At 46.2% G+C, this 15,611-nt stretch carries 14 protein-coding genes and 1 pseudogene; 5 read left to right on the top strand and 10 right to left on the bottom strand.

Translation table 11 applies throughout. The annotated features are described in order from the left end of the window. Positions 1-20: 20 nt before the first annotated feature. The 7 genes from L3V31_RS08505 to iolE all read right to left on the bottom strand — a co-directional run bounded on the left by L3V31_RS08505 (position 21) and on the right by iolE (position 7,984). Positions 21-854, bottom strand: coding sequence for a MurR/RpiR family transcriptional regulator (locus tag L3V31_RS08505; RefSeq protein WP_237315649.1), 834 nt, complete (start codon positions 852-854; stop codon positions 21-23). A 79-nt stretch (positions 855-933) separates the two neighbouring features. Next, on the bottom strand, positions 934-1,761 hold the full coding sequence (locus L3V31_RS08510; RefSeq protein WP_237315650.1) for a class II fructose-bisphosphate aldolase: 828 nt from the start codon (positions 1,759-1,761) through the stop codon (positions 934-936). 10 nt (positions 1,762-1,771) lie between these two features. Further along, on the bottom strand, positions 1,772-2,641 hold the full coding sequence (locus L3V31_RS08515) for a 5-deoxy-glucuronate isomerase (RefSeq protein WP_237315651.1): 870 nt from the start codon (positions 2,639-2,641) through the stop codon (positions 1,772-1,774). A gap of 211 nt (positions 2,642-2,852) precedes the next feature. Further along, entirely contained in the window at positions 2,853-3,848 is a 996-nt protein-coding gene (gene iolC / locus L3V31_RS08520) for a 5-dehydro-2-deoxygluconokinase (protein WP_237315652.1), read from the bottom strand. A gap of 11 nt (positions 3,849-3,859) precedes the next feature. Then, a complete protein-coding gene (locus tag L3V31_RS08525) occupies positions 3,860-5,035 on the bottom strand; it encodes a Gfo/Idh/MocA family oxidoreductase (RefSeq protein WP_237315653.1) in 1,176 nt (391 codons plus the stop codon). A 70-nt stretch (positions 5,036-5,105) separates the two neighbouring features. Beyond that, positions 5,106-6,977, bottom strand: a complete 1,872-nt coding sequence (gene iolD, locus L3V31_RS08530) for a 3D-(3,5/4)-trihydroxycyclohexane-1,2-dione acylhydrolase (decyclizing) (protein WP_237315654.1) — start codon at positions 6,975-6,977, stop codon at positions 5,106-5,108. A gap of 113 nt (positions 6,978-7,090) precedes the next feature. Next, a complete protein-coding gene (iolE, locus tag L3V31_RS08535; protein ID WP_237315655.1) occupies positions 7,091-7,984 on the bottom strand; it encodes a myo-inosose-2 dehydratase in 894 nt (297 codons plus the stop codon). A gap of 550 nt (positions 7,985-8,534) precedes the next feature. Between iolE and L3V31_RS08540 the strand changes: the two genes are divergently transcribed. Beyond that, entirely contained in the window at positions 8,535-9,977 is a 1,443-nt protein-coding gene (locus tag L3V31_RS08540) for a sugar porter family MFS transporter (RefSeq protein ID WP_237315656.1), read from the top strand. A gap of 86 nt (positions 9,978-10,063) precedes the next feature. Beyond that, positions 10,064-10,954, top strand: a complete 891-nt coding sequence (locus L3V31_RS08545; protein ID WP_237315657.1) for a LysR family transcriptional regulator — start codon at positions 10,064-10,066, stop codon at positions 10,952-10,954. An 8-nt stretch (positions 10,955-10,962) separates the two neighbouring features. Here L3V31_RS08545 and L3V31_RS08550 read toward each other — a convergent pair whose 3' ends face one another. Both L3V31_RS08550 and L3V31_RS08555 read right to left on the bottom strand, forming a co-directional pair. Continuing rightward, positions 10,963-11,718, bottom strand: coding sequence for a sulfite exporter TauE/SafE family protein (locus tag L3V31_RS08550; protein ID WP_237315658.1), 756 nt, complete (start codon positions 11,716-11,718; stop codon positions 10,963-10,965). A gap of 2 nt (positions 11,719-11,720) precedes the next feature. Further along, complete coding sequence (locus tag L3V31_RS08555) at positions 11,721-12,608, bottom strand: sugar phosphate isomerase/epimerase (protein WP_237315659.1); 888 nt, start codon at positions 12,606-12,608, stop codon at positions 11,721-11,723. A gap of 174 nt (positions 12,609-12,782) precedes the next feature. Here L3V31_RS08555 and L3V31_RS08560 point away from each other — a divergent pair, with 174 nt between their 5' ends. Genes L3V31_RS08560 through L3V31_RS08570 form a run of 3 tightly spaced genes read left to right on the top strand, consistent with a single transcriptional unit; the run spans position 12,783 to position 15,332 of the window. Further along, entirely contained in the window at positions 12,783-13,988 is a 1,206-nt protein-coding gene (locus tag L3V31_RS08560; RefSeq protein ID WP_237315660.1) for an acetyl-CoA C-acetyltransferase, read from the top strand. 13 nt (positions 13,989-14,001) lie between these two features. Then, the gene (locus L3V31_RS08565; protein WP_237315661.1) at positions 14,002-14,670 is read left to right on the top strand and encodes a 3-oxoacid CoA-transferase subunit A; all 669 of its coding nucleotides are present in this window, start codon (positions 14,002-14,004) and stop codon (positions 14,668-14,670) included. Beyond that, positions 14,655-15,332 carry a 3-oxoacid CoA-transferase subunit B gene (locus tag L3V31_RS08570; protein ID WP_237315662.1) on the top strand — a complete coding sequence of 226 codons (678 nt, stop codon included), beginning with the start codon at positions 14,655-14,657 and terminating at the stop codon, positions 15,330-15,332. Before L3V31_RS08565 ends, L3V31_RS08570 begins: the two co-directional genes overlap by 16 nt. 102 nt (positions 15,333-15,434) lie before the next feature. Here L3V31_RS08570 and L3V31_RS08575 read toward each other — a convergent pair. After that, positions 15,435-15,559: pseudogene (locus L3V31_RS08575) on the bottom strand (IS481 family transposase); the annotation flags it as partial. Positions 15,560-15,611 lie beyond the last annotated feature (52 nt).

The following is a 15,611-nucleotide window of genomic DNA, read 5'->3' on the forward strand; positions in this document are numbered from 1 at the left end:
GGTTTGGATAATAAATAAGATCAATTTACTTCACGACATATCAGACTCACAGCAAGGGTTTGGGCTAGGTACATAGAACTGCTCAGTGAACGGAAACCCATCACTTCCCCTTCCTGCACTTCAAAGCAAACGTCCATCTTGCTGCCTTGGGGCGCCATATGGTTGTCAGTGATCGCGATGATAGGCACCTTTTTCTTGTAAGCCACATCTATAAGATCATTGGTTTCTTCAGCGTATGGATTAAAGGTAATGGTAAACAACACATCCTTTTCATTCATACGACGTGTCATTGGAGATAACATACCGCCGTGATCATCCAGCAACACCACATTGTTGTCAGACTTCATCAGAGCATACCAAAGATAGAAAGCAACAGGATACGCACGGCGCATACCTTGAATATAAATGGTTTCAGCACCCTCAAGCATGGACACTGCACGTTCAAGCTTTTGAGGTGATACGCTGACCTGAAGCTGTTCAAGCGCGTCTACGTTTGCGTCACCGAAATCTTGGAAAATAGCTTGAGGTGAGTCATGAGGTACATCTTCGATTTCGCGCGCTTTACGAACGCGCTCTTTGTAATCTCTTGGGCGGTTCAGATACTGATCTCTGAACAATACCTGCATGGACGTAAAGCCATCAAACCCCATGGCATTTGAGAATCGACTTAGTGTCGACAAAGGCACATTGGCTTGCTGAGCAATGGTCGCCATGGTCTCTACGGCAACTAGCATAGGTTGTTCCATGACAAAATCAGCTACCTGCTGCAGCCTACTACTTAAGCTGTCGTAACGCTTTACGATTAGCTCGCGCAACGTATCTAAATCGGCAGGTACTTTAACTTCAACATCCATAGCTATAACGCTCTCCTATTCGAACGCGAAAAAGTAGTGAACAGGTCCCCCTCCTATAAATTAGGTTGGGGACTCTATTTTATGATAATAACTCAAAGTTGCGAATCGCTTCTTGCTTAACATAAGGCATCGCCTTTTGCATAAAGTAGATTCGATCAAACTTTTGCGGCTCATCGTTCATATATCCGCGTAAATTATGTCCAAGCGCTTGACGTAAGCAAGTACCAATATTGAACTTGGACACTCGGCTGTGTTTTAGCTTAATCATATCTTCATCGCGAATCCCACTTGTGCCATGAATGACGAGCGGTACACTCACTTCGTTGGCAATACGATCTAGGCGGCCAAAATCAATGGTACAAGTCGGCTCAGTTAAACGGTGAATGTTACCAACTGAGATAGCTACGCAATCCACACCACTCTCTTTTGCAAATCGTGCAGCATCTTCTGGCTCTGTATAGATGGACTTGATGTGGTCTCGACCTTCTTCATAAGGCACAGAACCAATCTCACCTTCTACAGAAGCCCCCAGCGCATGAGCGACGTCCACCACTTTTTTCGTACGCGCGATATTTTCTTCCAACGGCAACTGAGATCCATCAAACATTACCGAACTAAACCCTGCTTTGAGCGCTCGATACACAATGTCTTCTTCGTAAGTATGGTCCAAATGAAGGCACACTGGTACAGAGCTTTTGTTGGCGAGGTTCAAAAACATCGCGGCGGCCGTTTCTACACCATAAAAATCAACCACATCTTTGTTGCAGGCAAGAATAACCGCTTTATTCACTTCTTCTGCTGCTTCTACCACTGCACGTGCGTCTTCATAACCAAAGATATTAAAACATGGCACTGAATAGTCCGAGTCTGCTGCATCAGGCAATAAGTCATTAAGATTCACTAACATTAATCGTCTCCTACTTGAATTTCGCAATCATATCTTTGATACCAGGGATGGTTTCAACTTGATATTCATGGTGCGGATCGAAGTGTTGAATCAGAGACTTAGATGTTTTGCCTACAATGATAGTGAAGTAATACATCTCATAGCCTGGTGCTGCTACGCTTGGGTGATAGCCTTTATCAATCGCGATAACAGAGCCTGTTTTGACGTGGTACACTGGCCCATGGTCATCTTCATGTTCATACAAAAACTGAGCGCCAAAACCAAAGTCTGGGTTGAAGCGGAACTGGTATACCTCTTCATATAAGGTTTCTTTGCTGCCATCTTCTTTTACGCGGTCCTCATCGTGCTTATGAGGTGGGAAACCAGACCAACCGCCAGCGCCAACCGTAAACAATTCACTCACTAATAAACGACCACGCTTATCGGCATTCGATTGTCCCAGTACATGCTTGATTTTTCGGTGAGTTTTCGTTTCGTCAGAGCCGTATTGCACAATATCTACGTGGTCTTCTCTTACGCAGAATGGTTCTAATGACGCTTCAAACTTACCACCCGCTATCATAATGTCCGCATTTTCACTGACACACTCGATCACGGCTTGGTAGCCAAGCGGAACGTACACGGCTTCTGGGTTACCTTCCCAAACTGACGCGCGCTTACCAATATTGTCAAATTGCTGACTGCCGTCGTCTTTAGTCACCATAATGCTACAAGTACCACCAGCTAATACGATGACTGACTCGTAACCTTCTACTTCGTGAGTAAAGCTCTCACCTTGCGCTAAGCGAACTTGGTTAAAATAGCAAAGTGGTGTTACTTCATCATTAATCCCTATAATTGGCTCATTTTTGTTATTGTAGGGAGGTATATGTTTACCCATTGTTCTTTCTCCTCACAGCTCTTGTTCTATTACGCTGTTATTCATTCCTAAAAACCTACTCTACTGCTGCGCTAAAATGCGCTTCTTCATCAAGACATACTACTTAGATAAAAAACCGGGCCCCGATGGTGTGTATTTCCGTGAGTATTCGGAATAAAAATACCGGCCCGGGAGACTCAATATCGTCTTCAGTTACATCCACGAGATGCCACTAAACACCTTGGTTTCTTGTCTCAATAAATGCAAAAAGCTGTTCTCTGGTTGGCATTGCCTCAGTACAACTGTCGCCGCTTACATTAATCGCAGCCGCAGCGGAACCATTTCTGACGCCTTCTTCTAACGTGCCTCCATTTACTAGGGTCCAGAGCAGACCGCCCGCAAATGAATCGCCAGAACCAAACGGTTTATTCACCTCGACGCGGAAGATACCTTGAGAGAACTTCGTCCCATCTCGACAATAAACCTTAGAGCCAAACTCACCCGCCTTAATCACGACGATTTGTGTGTTGTCGCTAAGGAAACGTTCAGCGGTAGCATCGTCGTCTTGGTTGCCCGGTGCAATGACGGTCTCCATCATGTCGAACTCTTCACGGTTGCCAATCACGATGTCGGCAAGGCTTGATGCGATGCCGTAGTAAATGGAGGCATCAGTGTCAGTTCGCCACGAATAAGGACGGTAATCCACATCCAGAACAACTAGCGTGTTGCTTCTTCTCGCATGTTGCATCGCTAGAATAGTTGCTTCACGGCTTGGGCTTTCTGAAAGCGCAGTCCCTGTTACAACCAAAACTTTTGCACTAGCAATGTACTCAGGACTGATATCCTCGGGCTTAATGGTCAGGTCTGACGCGTTATTGCGATAAATCAGAACAGTACAATCACTGGGTTTCATTTCCGTAAATGCAACGGAAGTTCTGGAGCCAGAGTCGTCAGTCATCATGCCCTTGAGGTTGATCCCCTGATCGCTCATGTAACCTTTGACATAATCGCCAAATGCATCGGCTGCTACACAACCAATAAAGCCTACTTTGCCACCAAGTTTGCTGATGGCCACTGCGATATTCGCCGCTGATCCACCCACAAACTTGTTAAAACCTGAAATATCAGCCATGTCTATGCCAGGCTCACGAGCGTAGAGATCTACGCCCGCACGTCCAAGTACGATGGCATCCAACGTTCTATCTTGTTGAAGTGCTATTGTTGTCATCGTCTTTCCTATTATTTGTAATCTACCCAAATTGCATTTTGGTCAGATGATTCAACACACTTTTCGCACAAGCGAACACCTTCGATACCCGCGTCAATACCTGGGAACCATAGATTTGATAGTGTGTTTTGATCATCATGGTCAGCAGCGTTAAACGCTAGCGCAAAGCGATGATATAGATTCGCCCAAGACTCAAAGTAACCTTCTGCGTGACCACCGCCAACACGGTTTGTCGCCACGCCTTCTGCGTCTAGGTAAAGGTAGCCCATACCACGATCTAGGATGCGTGGTGGCTCTCCTTGAATCTCATAGCGAAGTTGGTTTGGATGCTCATCCCACCACTCGATAGACGCTTTAGAGCCAACAATGCGAATTTTTTGTTGGTGCATAGAACCGGAGTTCACTGCCGAAGCCCAAATCGTACCCACAGCTCCGCCTTTGAACTGAAGCATAACGTGCGCGTTATCTTCTAGTGGCGCACGCGACTTAATAAAGCTTTGGCGCATACAAGCCAAACGATCCACTTCTAGTCCAGTCATCATTTCACATAGATAAAATACGTGTGTACCGACGTCGCCAAGGATATAAGTCGGACCGGACACTTCAGGACTGACGCGCCACTTCAAACCTGGATCATTTTTTTCGTATTCTTCGTTGTGGAAGCCGTGCGCGAACTCCATTTTGATAACGCGAATCTCACCAAGGTCGCCACGTTGCACCATTTCACGAGCCTGATGAACCATTGGGAAACCGGTATAGCCATACATAACACCAATAACGCGACCTTTTTCTGCCGCGATCTTTTTCAACTCTTCTGCTTCTTCCGTTGTGAAAGTGATCGGTTTTTCACACACCACATGGAGGTTGGCTTCTAATGCTGCTTTACAGATTTCATAGTGCGTCGAGTTCGGTGTCGCGACCGAAACCGCTTGGATGCCGTCTTCTCGTTTGGCTTCTTGTTCGAATAGCTCTTTGTAGCTTGAATAGCAACGCTCTGGGTCAAGACCAAGATTGACGCCAAAGTCGCGGCAACGGTCAGCGTCTAGGTCAAATGCACCTGCTACGAGCTTAAACAGGCCGTCGCGCTGTGCTGCGTTGCGATGTGAGTAACCAATTTGGCTACCGCGGCCGCCACCTACCATTGCCCAACGGATTGGTTGTTCAAAATGATGCTCTTCATTAAACATGCTTGACTCCTTGTATGGCTCCATTTACTAGGAGCCGAATAACTTAATAAGTAACTGATAAAAACCTAAGCTAAACACCGCGACGCTGAGAAACTCGACCTTCTTCCCATTCCGCAACCTTCTGCGCTACGTTGCTATTGCGAGTTACTTCAGGTAGACCGACTTCCCACCAGCAGTCACACTTAGACCATGCGGCTGGTGAAACTGGGTCAATGTCGACCACGATGACGTAGGTACGGTCTGCTTCTTTTGCACGCTGGAATGCCGCATCAAATTCTGTCATGGACGTCAGTTTTTCACTGATCGCGCCTTGTGCTTCTGCGTGCTTCGCGAAGTCAACGCGGGCAAGTTCACCATCTGGACGACGGCAGTCTTCAAGTAGGTTGTTGAAAGAGTCATTCCCAGTGTTGTTCTGCAGTTTGTTAATGACAGCGAAACCACCGTTATCACAAACCACCACAATCATCTTGTGACCTGTCAGCACTGAAGAGTAAATGTCTGAGTTTTGGATTAGGTAAGAGCCATCACCGACTAACACAACGACATCATTGTCTGGATTAGCGACTTTCGCTCCCCAGCCACCTGCAATTTCATAGCCCATACATGAGAAACCAAACTCAATATCAAACTTTCCGATCTGGTAGTTTTGCCAGTTCATCGCTAGCTCAGCCGGAAGGCCACCAGCAGCCGTTAGGACTGTGTCGCCTGGTTGCATCGACTTATTCAGTTTACCGATCACTTCAGCATACGAAGACGTACCCGGTAGTAGATCGCCCTCTTGTGGGTGAGTTCTGCGATGCACCAATGCTTTCCACTCATCCGCTTGTTCTTTAGCCGTCGCAGCCCACTCATCATCCGCACGCCAATCACCCATCAGCTTAGACAGTTCAACCAAGCCACGTTTCGCATCACATTTCACTGGAAGTGCACGGTGTTTAATCGAATCGAATCGTCCAACGTTGATGGTTACCAGCTTCATATCTGGGTTTTGAAACACGCTCCACGAGCCCGTTGTGAAGTCTTGTAGTCGCGTACCGATAGCGACCACAACGTCAGCATTTGCAGCCATGTAGTTTGCTGAATTAGAACCTGTTACACCGATAGGGCCAGCGTTTAGCGAGTTGTCTTGCAGCATAGTTGCGCGACCCGCGATGGTCTCTACCACTGGGATATTGTGTTTTTCGGCGAACTCTGCCAGCTCATCCGTTGCTAATGAGTAATGAACGCCACCACCAGAGATAACCAAAGGTTTCTTCGCTTTCAGCAGCAGCGCTTTTGCGTCTTGCAAATCGGCAATTTCTGGCTCAGGTCGGCGAATACGATGGACTTTCTCTTCAAAGAAGACCACTGGGAAGTCATAAGCCACACCTTGAATATCTTGCGGTAAGCCAATGAACGCCGGACCACAGGTTTCCGGATCAAGCATAGTGTCAATCGCTTGTGGTAAAGAATGCATCAACTGAGTTGGTGATATAATACGATCCCAGTAACGAGTCAGAGGTTTGAACGCGTCGTTACAAGTGATCGATGGATCGTAGAAATTCTCTGGCTGCTGCAGAACCGGGTCTGGAAGACGACTTACGTATGCATCCCCAGAGATCAATAGAACGGGCAGACGGTTAGTATGTGCAATACCCGCCGCAGTCACCATATTAGTGGCACCAGGGCCAATCGAGCTTGTCGCTATACCGATGCGTCTGCGTTTATTCGCTTTTGCATAAGCGATAGCTGCGGTCGCCATTGACTGTTCATTTTGGCCACGCCAAGTTGGAATCTTATCTTCAATGTTCTTTAGTTGCTGTCCAAAGCAAGTCACATTACCGTGACCAAAAATAGCAAAAGCGGCACCAAATAATTGCTCTTTTTTTCCATCGATTTCGATCATTTGAGCCGCTAAGTATTGTGCTAGCGCTTCTGCGACAGTTAGGCGTACAGTTTTCATTCTATTCCTCGGTCGTCTTAAAACTTTGTCCGTTCCATGAATAAGCTACGTTATTTTCCCCTAACCTCGTAGCTTGCGGTGAAGGGAGCGCTCCCTTCACCTCCAATCCTTAATTACAGGCCGTATTTTTCCGCGTAGCCGCTAATATTTTGGTAAGCCGTTTTCGCGTAAGTCAGTGGATGAGCTTTTGCAGGATCCTGCTCAGCTTCCACAAGCAACCATCCTTTATAATTACGCTCTTTAAGAGCTGCAAATACATCGTCGTAGTCGACATCACCAGTACCAGGCACTGTGAACACCCCATCTAGTACTGCATTCAGGAAGGATTTATCGGCGTCGCGCGCTGCCTTCATCACGTCAAGACGTAGATCTTTAAAATGCATATGACCGATTCGATGGCCCCAACGTTTAATCATAGTCACCGGGTTACCACCGCCATAGGTGATGTGCCCCGTATCCAGAGTCAGATAAACGGCGTCGCCTGTCAGCTCCATCATTAAGTTGATGTCATCTTCAGTTTCACAAATAGTGCCCACGTGATGGTGGAACGAAAGCTTGATGTCGTGCTCGTTTAACAGATACTCCGCCACTGTCGTGAGTTTTTCACAATACGTTTTCCACTCATCCAAAGACAAAATGACACGTTGCGAAAGTGGCGTGTTGATATCACCATGTACCGAGTTGCTCACTTCTCCGTATACCATTGCCTTACAGCCCGCGGCTTTTAGAAGTTTGATATGATCCTGCATTGCAGCGATTTCTTCGTCAGCACTCGAGGTCATTAAGTTGCCGCTGAACCATCCTGACGCAAGCACAAGGCCGTGTTCCTTAAGTAGAGGTACCAACACTTCCGGATCACGCGGATATTTTGTACCTAGCTCAGTGCCTGTGAATCCAGCTTCCGCCATTTCACTTAAACAAGTTTCCAAAGGGATTTCACCGCCCAGTTCTGGCATATCGTCGTTGGTCCAAGTTAGAGGGCTAATTCCATATTGCACGTTGCTCATTTTTGTTCTCCGCCAATGTTTTCAAAATTTTCTATAAAGACTCAAAGCACTAGTGTGATCTGAACGATTACCGAAACTGCTTTGAACACCTTTTGTTGTTTCACTGAGAATTACTTTAGCCCAAAAGAATATGATTGAAAAATATTTTTCAAATTACTTAACCCGTTTTTCAAAACCCCGTGAAATAGTAATAGACCTTTATACTACGTGACTTAGCGCCATATTTGATCTAGATCTCAATAACAACAACATCTTTAAAATCAACCAGTTAAAATAAACATTAAAAGTGAAAAATTTTTTTCATAGTTTGATGATCGTAACACTTTTGAACAAAATGGCCTCATCACGGTAGTCTACACACAAAAGAGTCCATATGATTAAAACACCAGCAAAATGAAAAATAATTTTCAAACCTAAGCACAATAACAATTGCTGGACTCATAGAGTGCCAATACTCGTACCCTACAAACCGAAGTATTGGGCGTTACCCAACTGAAACTGATTCGATGGTGAAGGGACAGACTTGGGGATTATCAACAAGGACAAGAAAATGGAAGCAACATCCACGACAGAAGCTCAAAAACATAACATCGCTTACCTAATAAGGATCTGCTGTATCGCCGCCTTAGGTGGGATACTGTTAGGCTACGATACAGCGGTAATTTCTGGTGCTATAGGTCCTATCAGAGAACACTTCGGTTTAACGCCAACACAAACAGGATGGGCTGTTTCGAGTGTAGTACTTGGCAGTATACTAGGCGCCGTTTCGGCTGGTTGGGCAGCGCTGAAATATGGTCGTCGTAATTCACTATTCATCGCATCTATTCTCTTCATTATTTCAGCGATTGGTTCTGCACTCGCCACCACATTTACCATCTATGTGCTACTCCGGATAGTTGGTGGTATCGCTGTCGGTCTAGCTTGCGTTGTCTCCCCGATGTACATGTCAGAGGTTGCCCCAAAAGACTTCCGAGGACGTGCTGTCAGTATGTTCCAACAATCCGCTGTTGTTGGTCAAACCGGTGTTTTCTATGTAAATTACCTTATCGCCAAAGGCATGTCAGAAAATTGGTTGGTCGATTTGGGCTGGCGTTGGATGCTAGGCTCAGAGGTAATACCTGCAGCTTTATTTTGCGCCCTACTCTTTATTATCCCAGAATCCCCTCGCTGGCTGGTATTGAAAGGTAAACTAGCTGATGCAAAAGACACACTATCACGCATCTCTAATCCCGAACATGCAGACCAGTTGATCAATGAAATCCAAGATTCGCTAAAAGACAGCCGCAATGCTAGAAAAAGTAAGGTGAGTTTACGCTCTCCTCTGCTCTTTAGTATTCTGATTATTGGTACCTTTGTCGCTGCCGCACAACAGCTTACGGGTATCAATGTCATCATGTACTACACACCAGAAATCCTAAAACCAATCACAGGGTCTACGGAAAACGCACTGTTCCAAACAACGTTCGTTGGTGTTGTGTTTATCCTAGGTAACGCGCTAGGTATGTACCTTATCGACAAAGTGGGTCGTCTTCCGCTCATGAAATACGGTACGTTCGGTTGTGCTTTGGGTATGTTTGTCGTTGGCTATGTACTGTACCAACAAACTGAAGGCTACGCTGCACTGTTTGCTCTGTGTATTTACGTGGTCTCGTACGCAACTTCTTGGGGCTGTGCATGCTGGACGATGATTTCAGAAATATTCCCGAACAGCATTCGCTCTCGCGCTATGGCAATTGCTGTTGGTACTCAGTGGTTTACCGGCTTTATTGTGACCCAGTCATTCCCGATGCTAAACGAAAACGCTTACCTAAAAGAAAACTTCAATGGTGCGTTTAGCTTCTGGTTGTTCGCGGTACTCTCCATCATCTGTATGTACATAGTGATTAAGTATGTACCGGAAACTAAAGGTGTCAGCTTAGAGAAAATGGAAGAGGTTATGGCTGCGAAATTAGGTAAAAATGTGCCTAAGTCTACAGTTGAAACGCATGTTTAAATAATAAACGCTACAACAAACTGGGAACAGGCTAAGTTAAGTCTGTTCCCTTTTTACTTTTCAGCGAATGAACATACGAGGTTCCTATGCTTGATAAAATGGCCTTTTTCGTCTACGTGATCCGCTCAGGTTCTATCTCTTCTGCGGCTAGACATTTCAACATTTCTGTATCGGCTGGTAGTCGTTGGTTACAAGAGCTAGAGAATCACTTTGGTACTACCTTATGTCGACGTTCCAACAGATTACTTGAGGCAACACAAGCAGGACAGACACTATTCGAAGAGTTCTCTCCGCTTGTCGACAATGCTGAAAACATTTGCCGTAAGCTTGAAGACTACCAGTCTCAAGAAAGGGGACATATCGATATCGTCAGCACGCCTGTCTATGCCAACCACTACCTAATGGATCTTATTGCGGACTACTCTCAACGCCACCCTGATGTGACCTTTAATATCAATGTCACTCCTTGGGCATTGGACCACGCCAGTACGTCCGATTTAATGATCAGCGCCAATGCCAGTTTTCAAGGGTATCGTGAAAAAGATTTACTGCTTGTGAAAAGAGAGCTGATGCAATGCCCCTTTATTGTGGTGGCATCTCCCGAATATCTGACTTCTCATCGGGAACCGTTACACCCAAGTGATTTGTCTCAACACCCCTGTTTGATTGCTACCACACTCACTGGAAGCAACGATTGGATTTTCCGCCAACAAGCAGAAAATATCATTCTTAAAGTGCCTAGAGCGATTGAAGTCAACGATAGTGATTTGTTGTTGAAAGGCGCACTAAATGGAGTTGGTATTGCATACCTTCCTGAGTTTGTAGCTAAAGAATCGATAGAAGAAGGGAAACTGGTCGCACTTCTTGAAGACTATAAGACCAGTATTTGGAGTTTGAATCTGTACTATCACTCACCGAAGACCGCTTCTCCGACAGCGACCAAATTTAAAGACTTTCTCCTTTCCAGAACGAGTTAGAAATAGCTCTAAATCAAGGGGGTTACCGCATCGAAACAAAGCTTGACGCCAGATAAAAAGAGAAAGGCATAACAAAGCTGATAGATGCGCTCTTGGCTTACTCGATGGAGCAGAATAACACCCAGTTTGACACCGACAGGCGCCACCGGAATAAGCATTAGTGCCGTTAATAAATTGGTGCTATCAAACTCACCTAACGCTACGTAAGGAAAGACTTTCGCTAGGTTAATCAGAGCAAACAACACCGCCATGGTTGCAATGAGCGTGACTTTCTCTAGCTTCAGCGGCAAAAGATAAATACTCGCTGGCCCGCCCCCTGCGTGGATAGCCGTACTCGAAAACCCACTCAAGGCGCTCCAAAACCAAGCGCTTATTCGATTTGGTTTGGTGCTACGTTCTTTCACCCCCAACCAGTATTGCAGGCAAAAAGCGAGTGACAGCAACCCAATGGTCAACTTAAGCCCCACTTCCGGCGTGACACTGATAAACAGCCCTGCCACGACCACACCCGCTATAGAACCGGGCAACATCTGACGAAGTATGCGGTAGTCAGCATTCCGGTAATGATGGCGTACAGCAAATGCGTCCATTACTATCAAAATGGGTAATAAAATTGCTGCCGCTTGCGTCGGTGAAATGATCAGCGCCATAAGCGGTACCGCTATAATGCCAAGCGCACCTCCCAAACCGCCTTTGCCGATGCCATAAACCAAGACGGCAGGTATCGCCATCACATAAAACCAAGGGTCGCTGACTATCGCCATATTTACACTCCTAACTCTGTTAGATAGGCGCGGCTGCGTTTGAGATCTTGTCCTACCTCTTCCAGTTGTGTCCTACAATGTTCGTGCTCGACAACCAGCCAGCCTCGATAATCAATTTCCTTAAGAGTTAAGATAACTTGGTTAAGCTTGATATCCCCTTCTCCCAACGGCGTCACTAAGCCAGTCGAATAAGCATCAAACCAAGGCGTTTTATCTCGGATTGCAATTCTTAGTTTATCGATAGACACATCTTTCAAATGAACGTGTTCGATCCTTCTTCCATACTGTTCAATCACACCTGATGGGTTCATTCCATCCAAGAAAGTATGACCCACATCGATACAGAGGCCAAGCTTAGCCGACGGGATCTCGCGAAGAACAAAATCTATTTCATCTTTGAAACCAATGTAGCCACCGACTCCCGGATGCAGTAAACAACGCAAACCAAGCGTCTCTGCTACGGCTATAACTCCATTCAAATTGGTGATGAGCTCTGATTTGCGCTCGCTTGATAAACGCGGAGCCACCGCACTTTGCCCGATGACTCCTAAGCGCTCAGGGTGAATGCCTTCCATCAACAATAGGGTTTTTACCTGTAATTTATTTAGCCGTGAACACACCTTCTCAGCGTCAGCAAGTATCGTTTCCATTTTGCTGCTATCGCTAAAGGGAAGTTGCAGTTTACCTGCGCAAATCTGCAAGCCACGCGTTCGGCAAGCACTGGTAAGTAACGCGTCATCTTCAGGAAAAAAACCATCGGGTCCCAATTCGATGCCTCGATACCCACCATCACTGGCGTCCATCAACACCTTCCCCCAGCTTGGGTTTTCGCCATTTTTAGAGTCTTCGACACCCCAACAGCAAGGGGCACAAGCAACCTGATTTTGCATAACCATATCTCCAATTTACCTCTCTCAAAGATAAAAGTGATGCCAACGAAAAGACGTGATCCAACCCGGATTTGGTATTTGCATTTATGCAAAGCGGGTTTGAATTATTGCCTATAACACCCTTCCTCTATCGACACTTAGACTGAACTCAAGCACTGATACTTGGAGGTAGGTATGGAACGAATTTTTATTGTAGCTGCGAAACGCACACCAATAGGTAGTTTTAACGGGGCATTAAGCCCGCTCTCTGCAGTGGAGCTTGGCGCACACGCTATGAAAGCCGTAATCGAGCAAGCAGATATTGCACCTGAAATGATTGATGAGGTGATTGCCGGTAATGTACTTACTGGCGGCACAGGTATGGGACCAGCGCGCCAGGCTGCTATCAAAGCAGGTATTCCAGATTCGGTTCCTGCGTATACGCTGAACATGATCTGCGGCAGTGGCATGAAAACCATAATGGACGCCGCGAGCCATATTCGCGCAGGAGATGCTGAAGTCGTGATGGCTTGCGGTATGGAAAGCATGTCCAATGCACCATTTATTGCCAATGGTCAAATTCGTCGTGGTTATCGAATGGGGCATCAAAATCTTGAAGACAGCATTATCAAAGACGGTTTGACAGATGCATTCCACCACTACCACATGGGTATGACAGCGGAAAACATTGCTCAAAAGTTTGAGTTAACCCGTGAAGAGCAAGATGCGTTTGCTTTGCGCAGCCAAATGAAAGCAGCCCATGCTATCGAAAGTGGTGTCTTCAATGAGGAAATCGCGCCCATCACTATCGTAAACCGTCGCCGCCAAGTTGAAGTTAAGCAAGATGAATATCCAAAGCTTGACTGTACCTATGAAGCGCTTCAAAAGCTAAAACCAGCGTTTACCCCAGATGGGTCTGTCACTGCTGGTAATGCCTCTGGCATTAATGATGGAGCGTCAGCGATTTTGCTTGCTTCTGAGAGTGCGGTTGAACGCTTAAATCTGACTCCGCTTGCCGAGATCATTGAGTACGGTCAGGGGGCCATCGCACCTGAAGTAATGGGACTTGGGCCAGTACCTGCTGTCGCCAATGCTCTTAACAAAGCCAACTTATCCATAGAGGATATTCAAGTTTTCGAGTTGAACGAAGCATTTGCTGCACAAGCACTTGGGGTCGTGCACTCATTAGCAGACCAACACAACATCGATGCGCCGTGGCTTCTTGAACGAAGTAACCTCAGTGGTGGGGCAATTGCGCTCGGTCATCCTATTGGTGCATCGGGTAGTCGTATCGTAACCACGCTCGTTTATCAGCTACATCGAACTCTCAGCGACTTAGGCCTCGCTTCTCTGTGTATCGGTGGTGGCATGGGTACCGCAGTGATCATCAAACGCTGTTAAATAGGATATTGTTATGAATAAAGCCGCTTCACCGCAACAACTTAAAGAACTGATCCATGATGGTATGACCATTATGGTCGGTGGTTTCATGGCCACAGGTGCGCCAGAAAAACTGATAGACCTCCTTATCGAGTTTGATATCAAGGACATCACCCTGATTACCACAGACACCGCATCGCCAGGCCGTGGAACCAGCAAACTGATCGCCGAAAAACGTGTCAAAAAACTATACGCTTCTCACATTGGTCTAAACCCTGAAACAGGGGCACAAATGAATGATGGAACGCTAGAGGTTGAGTTGATTCCTCAGGGCACTCTTGCTGAACGAATTCGCAGTGGAGGTGCTGGTTTGGGCGGCGTATTAACGCCAACAGGCCTTGGTACTATCGTTGCAGAAGGCAAAAAAGTAATTAACGTGGATGGAAAAGATTATTTGCTCGAAACGCCATTAAAAGCAGACTTAGCACTCATCCGAGGTTCATTAGTCGACCGACGCGGTAACGTGTTCTATAGCAAGACCAGCCAAAACTTCAATCCACTGATGGCCACTGCAGCAGACACGGTGATCGTCGAAGCGGAAAAGGTCGTCAATATTGGCGTTATTCAGCCAGAAGCGGTCCATACCCCTTGCCTTTATGTCGACTATATCCTAACGGAGGAAGTCCAATGTCAATACAGCTAGATAAACATACTATTCGTCGCCGCATCGCTTGGCGTGTTGCTCAGGAAATGCATGATGGCGACATCGTTAACCTTGGTATCGGCCTGCCGACTTTGGTTGCGAACGAAGTAGATAAAGCGGTCGAAGTTCTACTCCATGCGGAAAATGGATTACTTGGGATCGATAACCTCGCTGAAGAACATGAAATCGATCCAGATTTGGTTAATGCGGGAGCTCAACCTATCACCGCAATCGAAGGTTGCTGTTACTTCGACAGTGCCGACTCATTCGCAATTATTCGCGGTGGCCACGTCGATTTCACTGTATTAGGTGCCTTGCAGGTTGATGAGAAAGGCAATCTGGCTAATTGGATCATTCCAGGCAAGATGGTACCAGGCATGGGCGGAGCGATGGATCTAGTTGTAGGCGCAAAAAAAGTGATTGTCGCCATGGAGCACACTGTTAAGGGTAACCCAAAGCTCCTGCGCAGCTGTACTTTACCACTGACCGCCGCTAACCAAGTTGATTTGATTGTGACCGAAATGGGCGTGATTGAGTTAACTGAAAATGGCATGCTGCTGACGGAGATCGCTCCAGAGTTCTCAGTTGAAGAGGTGCAATTAGCAACAGAGGCTAAGTTATTGATATCACCAAAACTCAAAGTGATGCAAATCCCAACCTAGAACTCAATAGCAGTAATATCGACTAAGCCTGGGTCAAAAGTAAGGTGTACTAAGTCGGACCTGAACTGACAGTTACCCATTTTTGGCTCGGTGCCTGCCAAGTTATGTCTGGGCTAGAGTCTTTTCAGCCCAGATGAATTTCCCACACTCTAATGTTTCTATTGGCGTTATGCCACAGCTCTTTCTTGATGAGTACAATAATTGTTGTGGTCTATCCATTCGTTAACTCTCATAAACAGAAAACAAATACAAACAAAAGCCTGGCATAAGCCAGGCTAT

Source organism: Vibrio sp. J1-1, from assembly GCF_021728395.1.
Classification (GTDB): domain Bacteria; phylum Pseudomonadota; class Gammaproteobacteria; order Enterobacterales; family Vibrionaceae; genus Vibrio.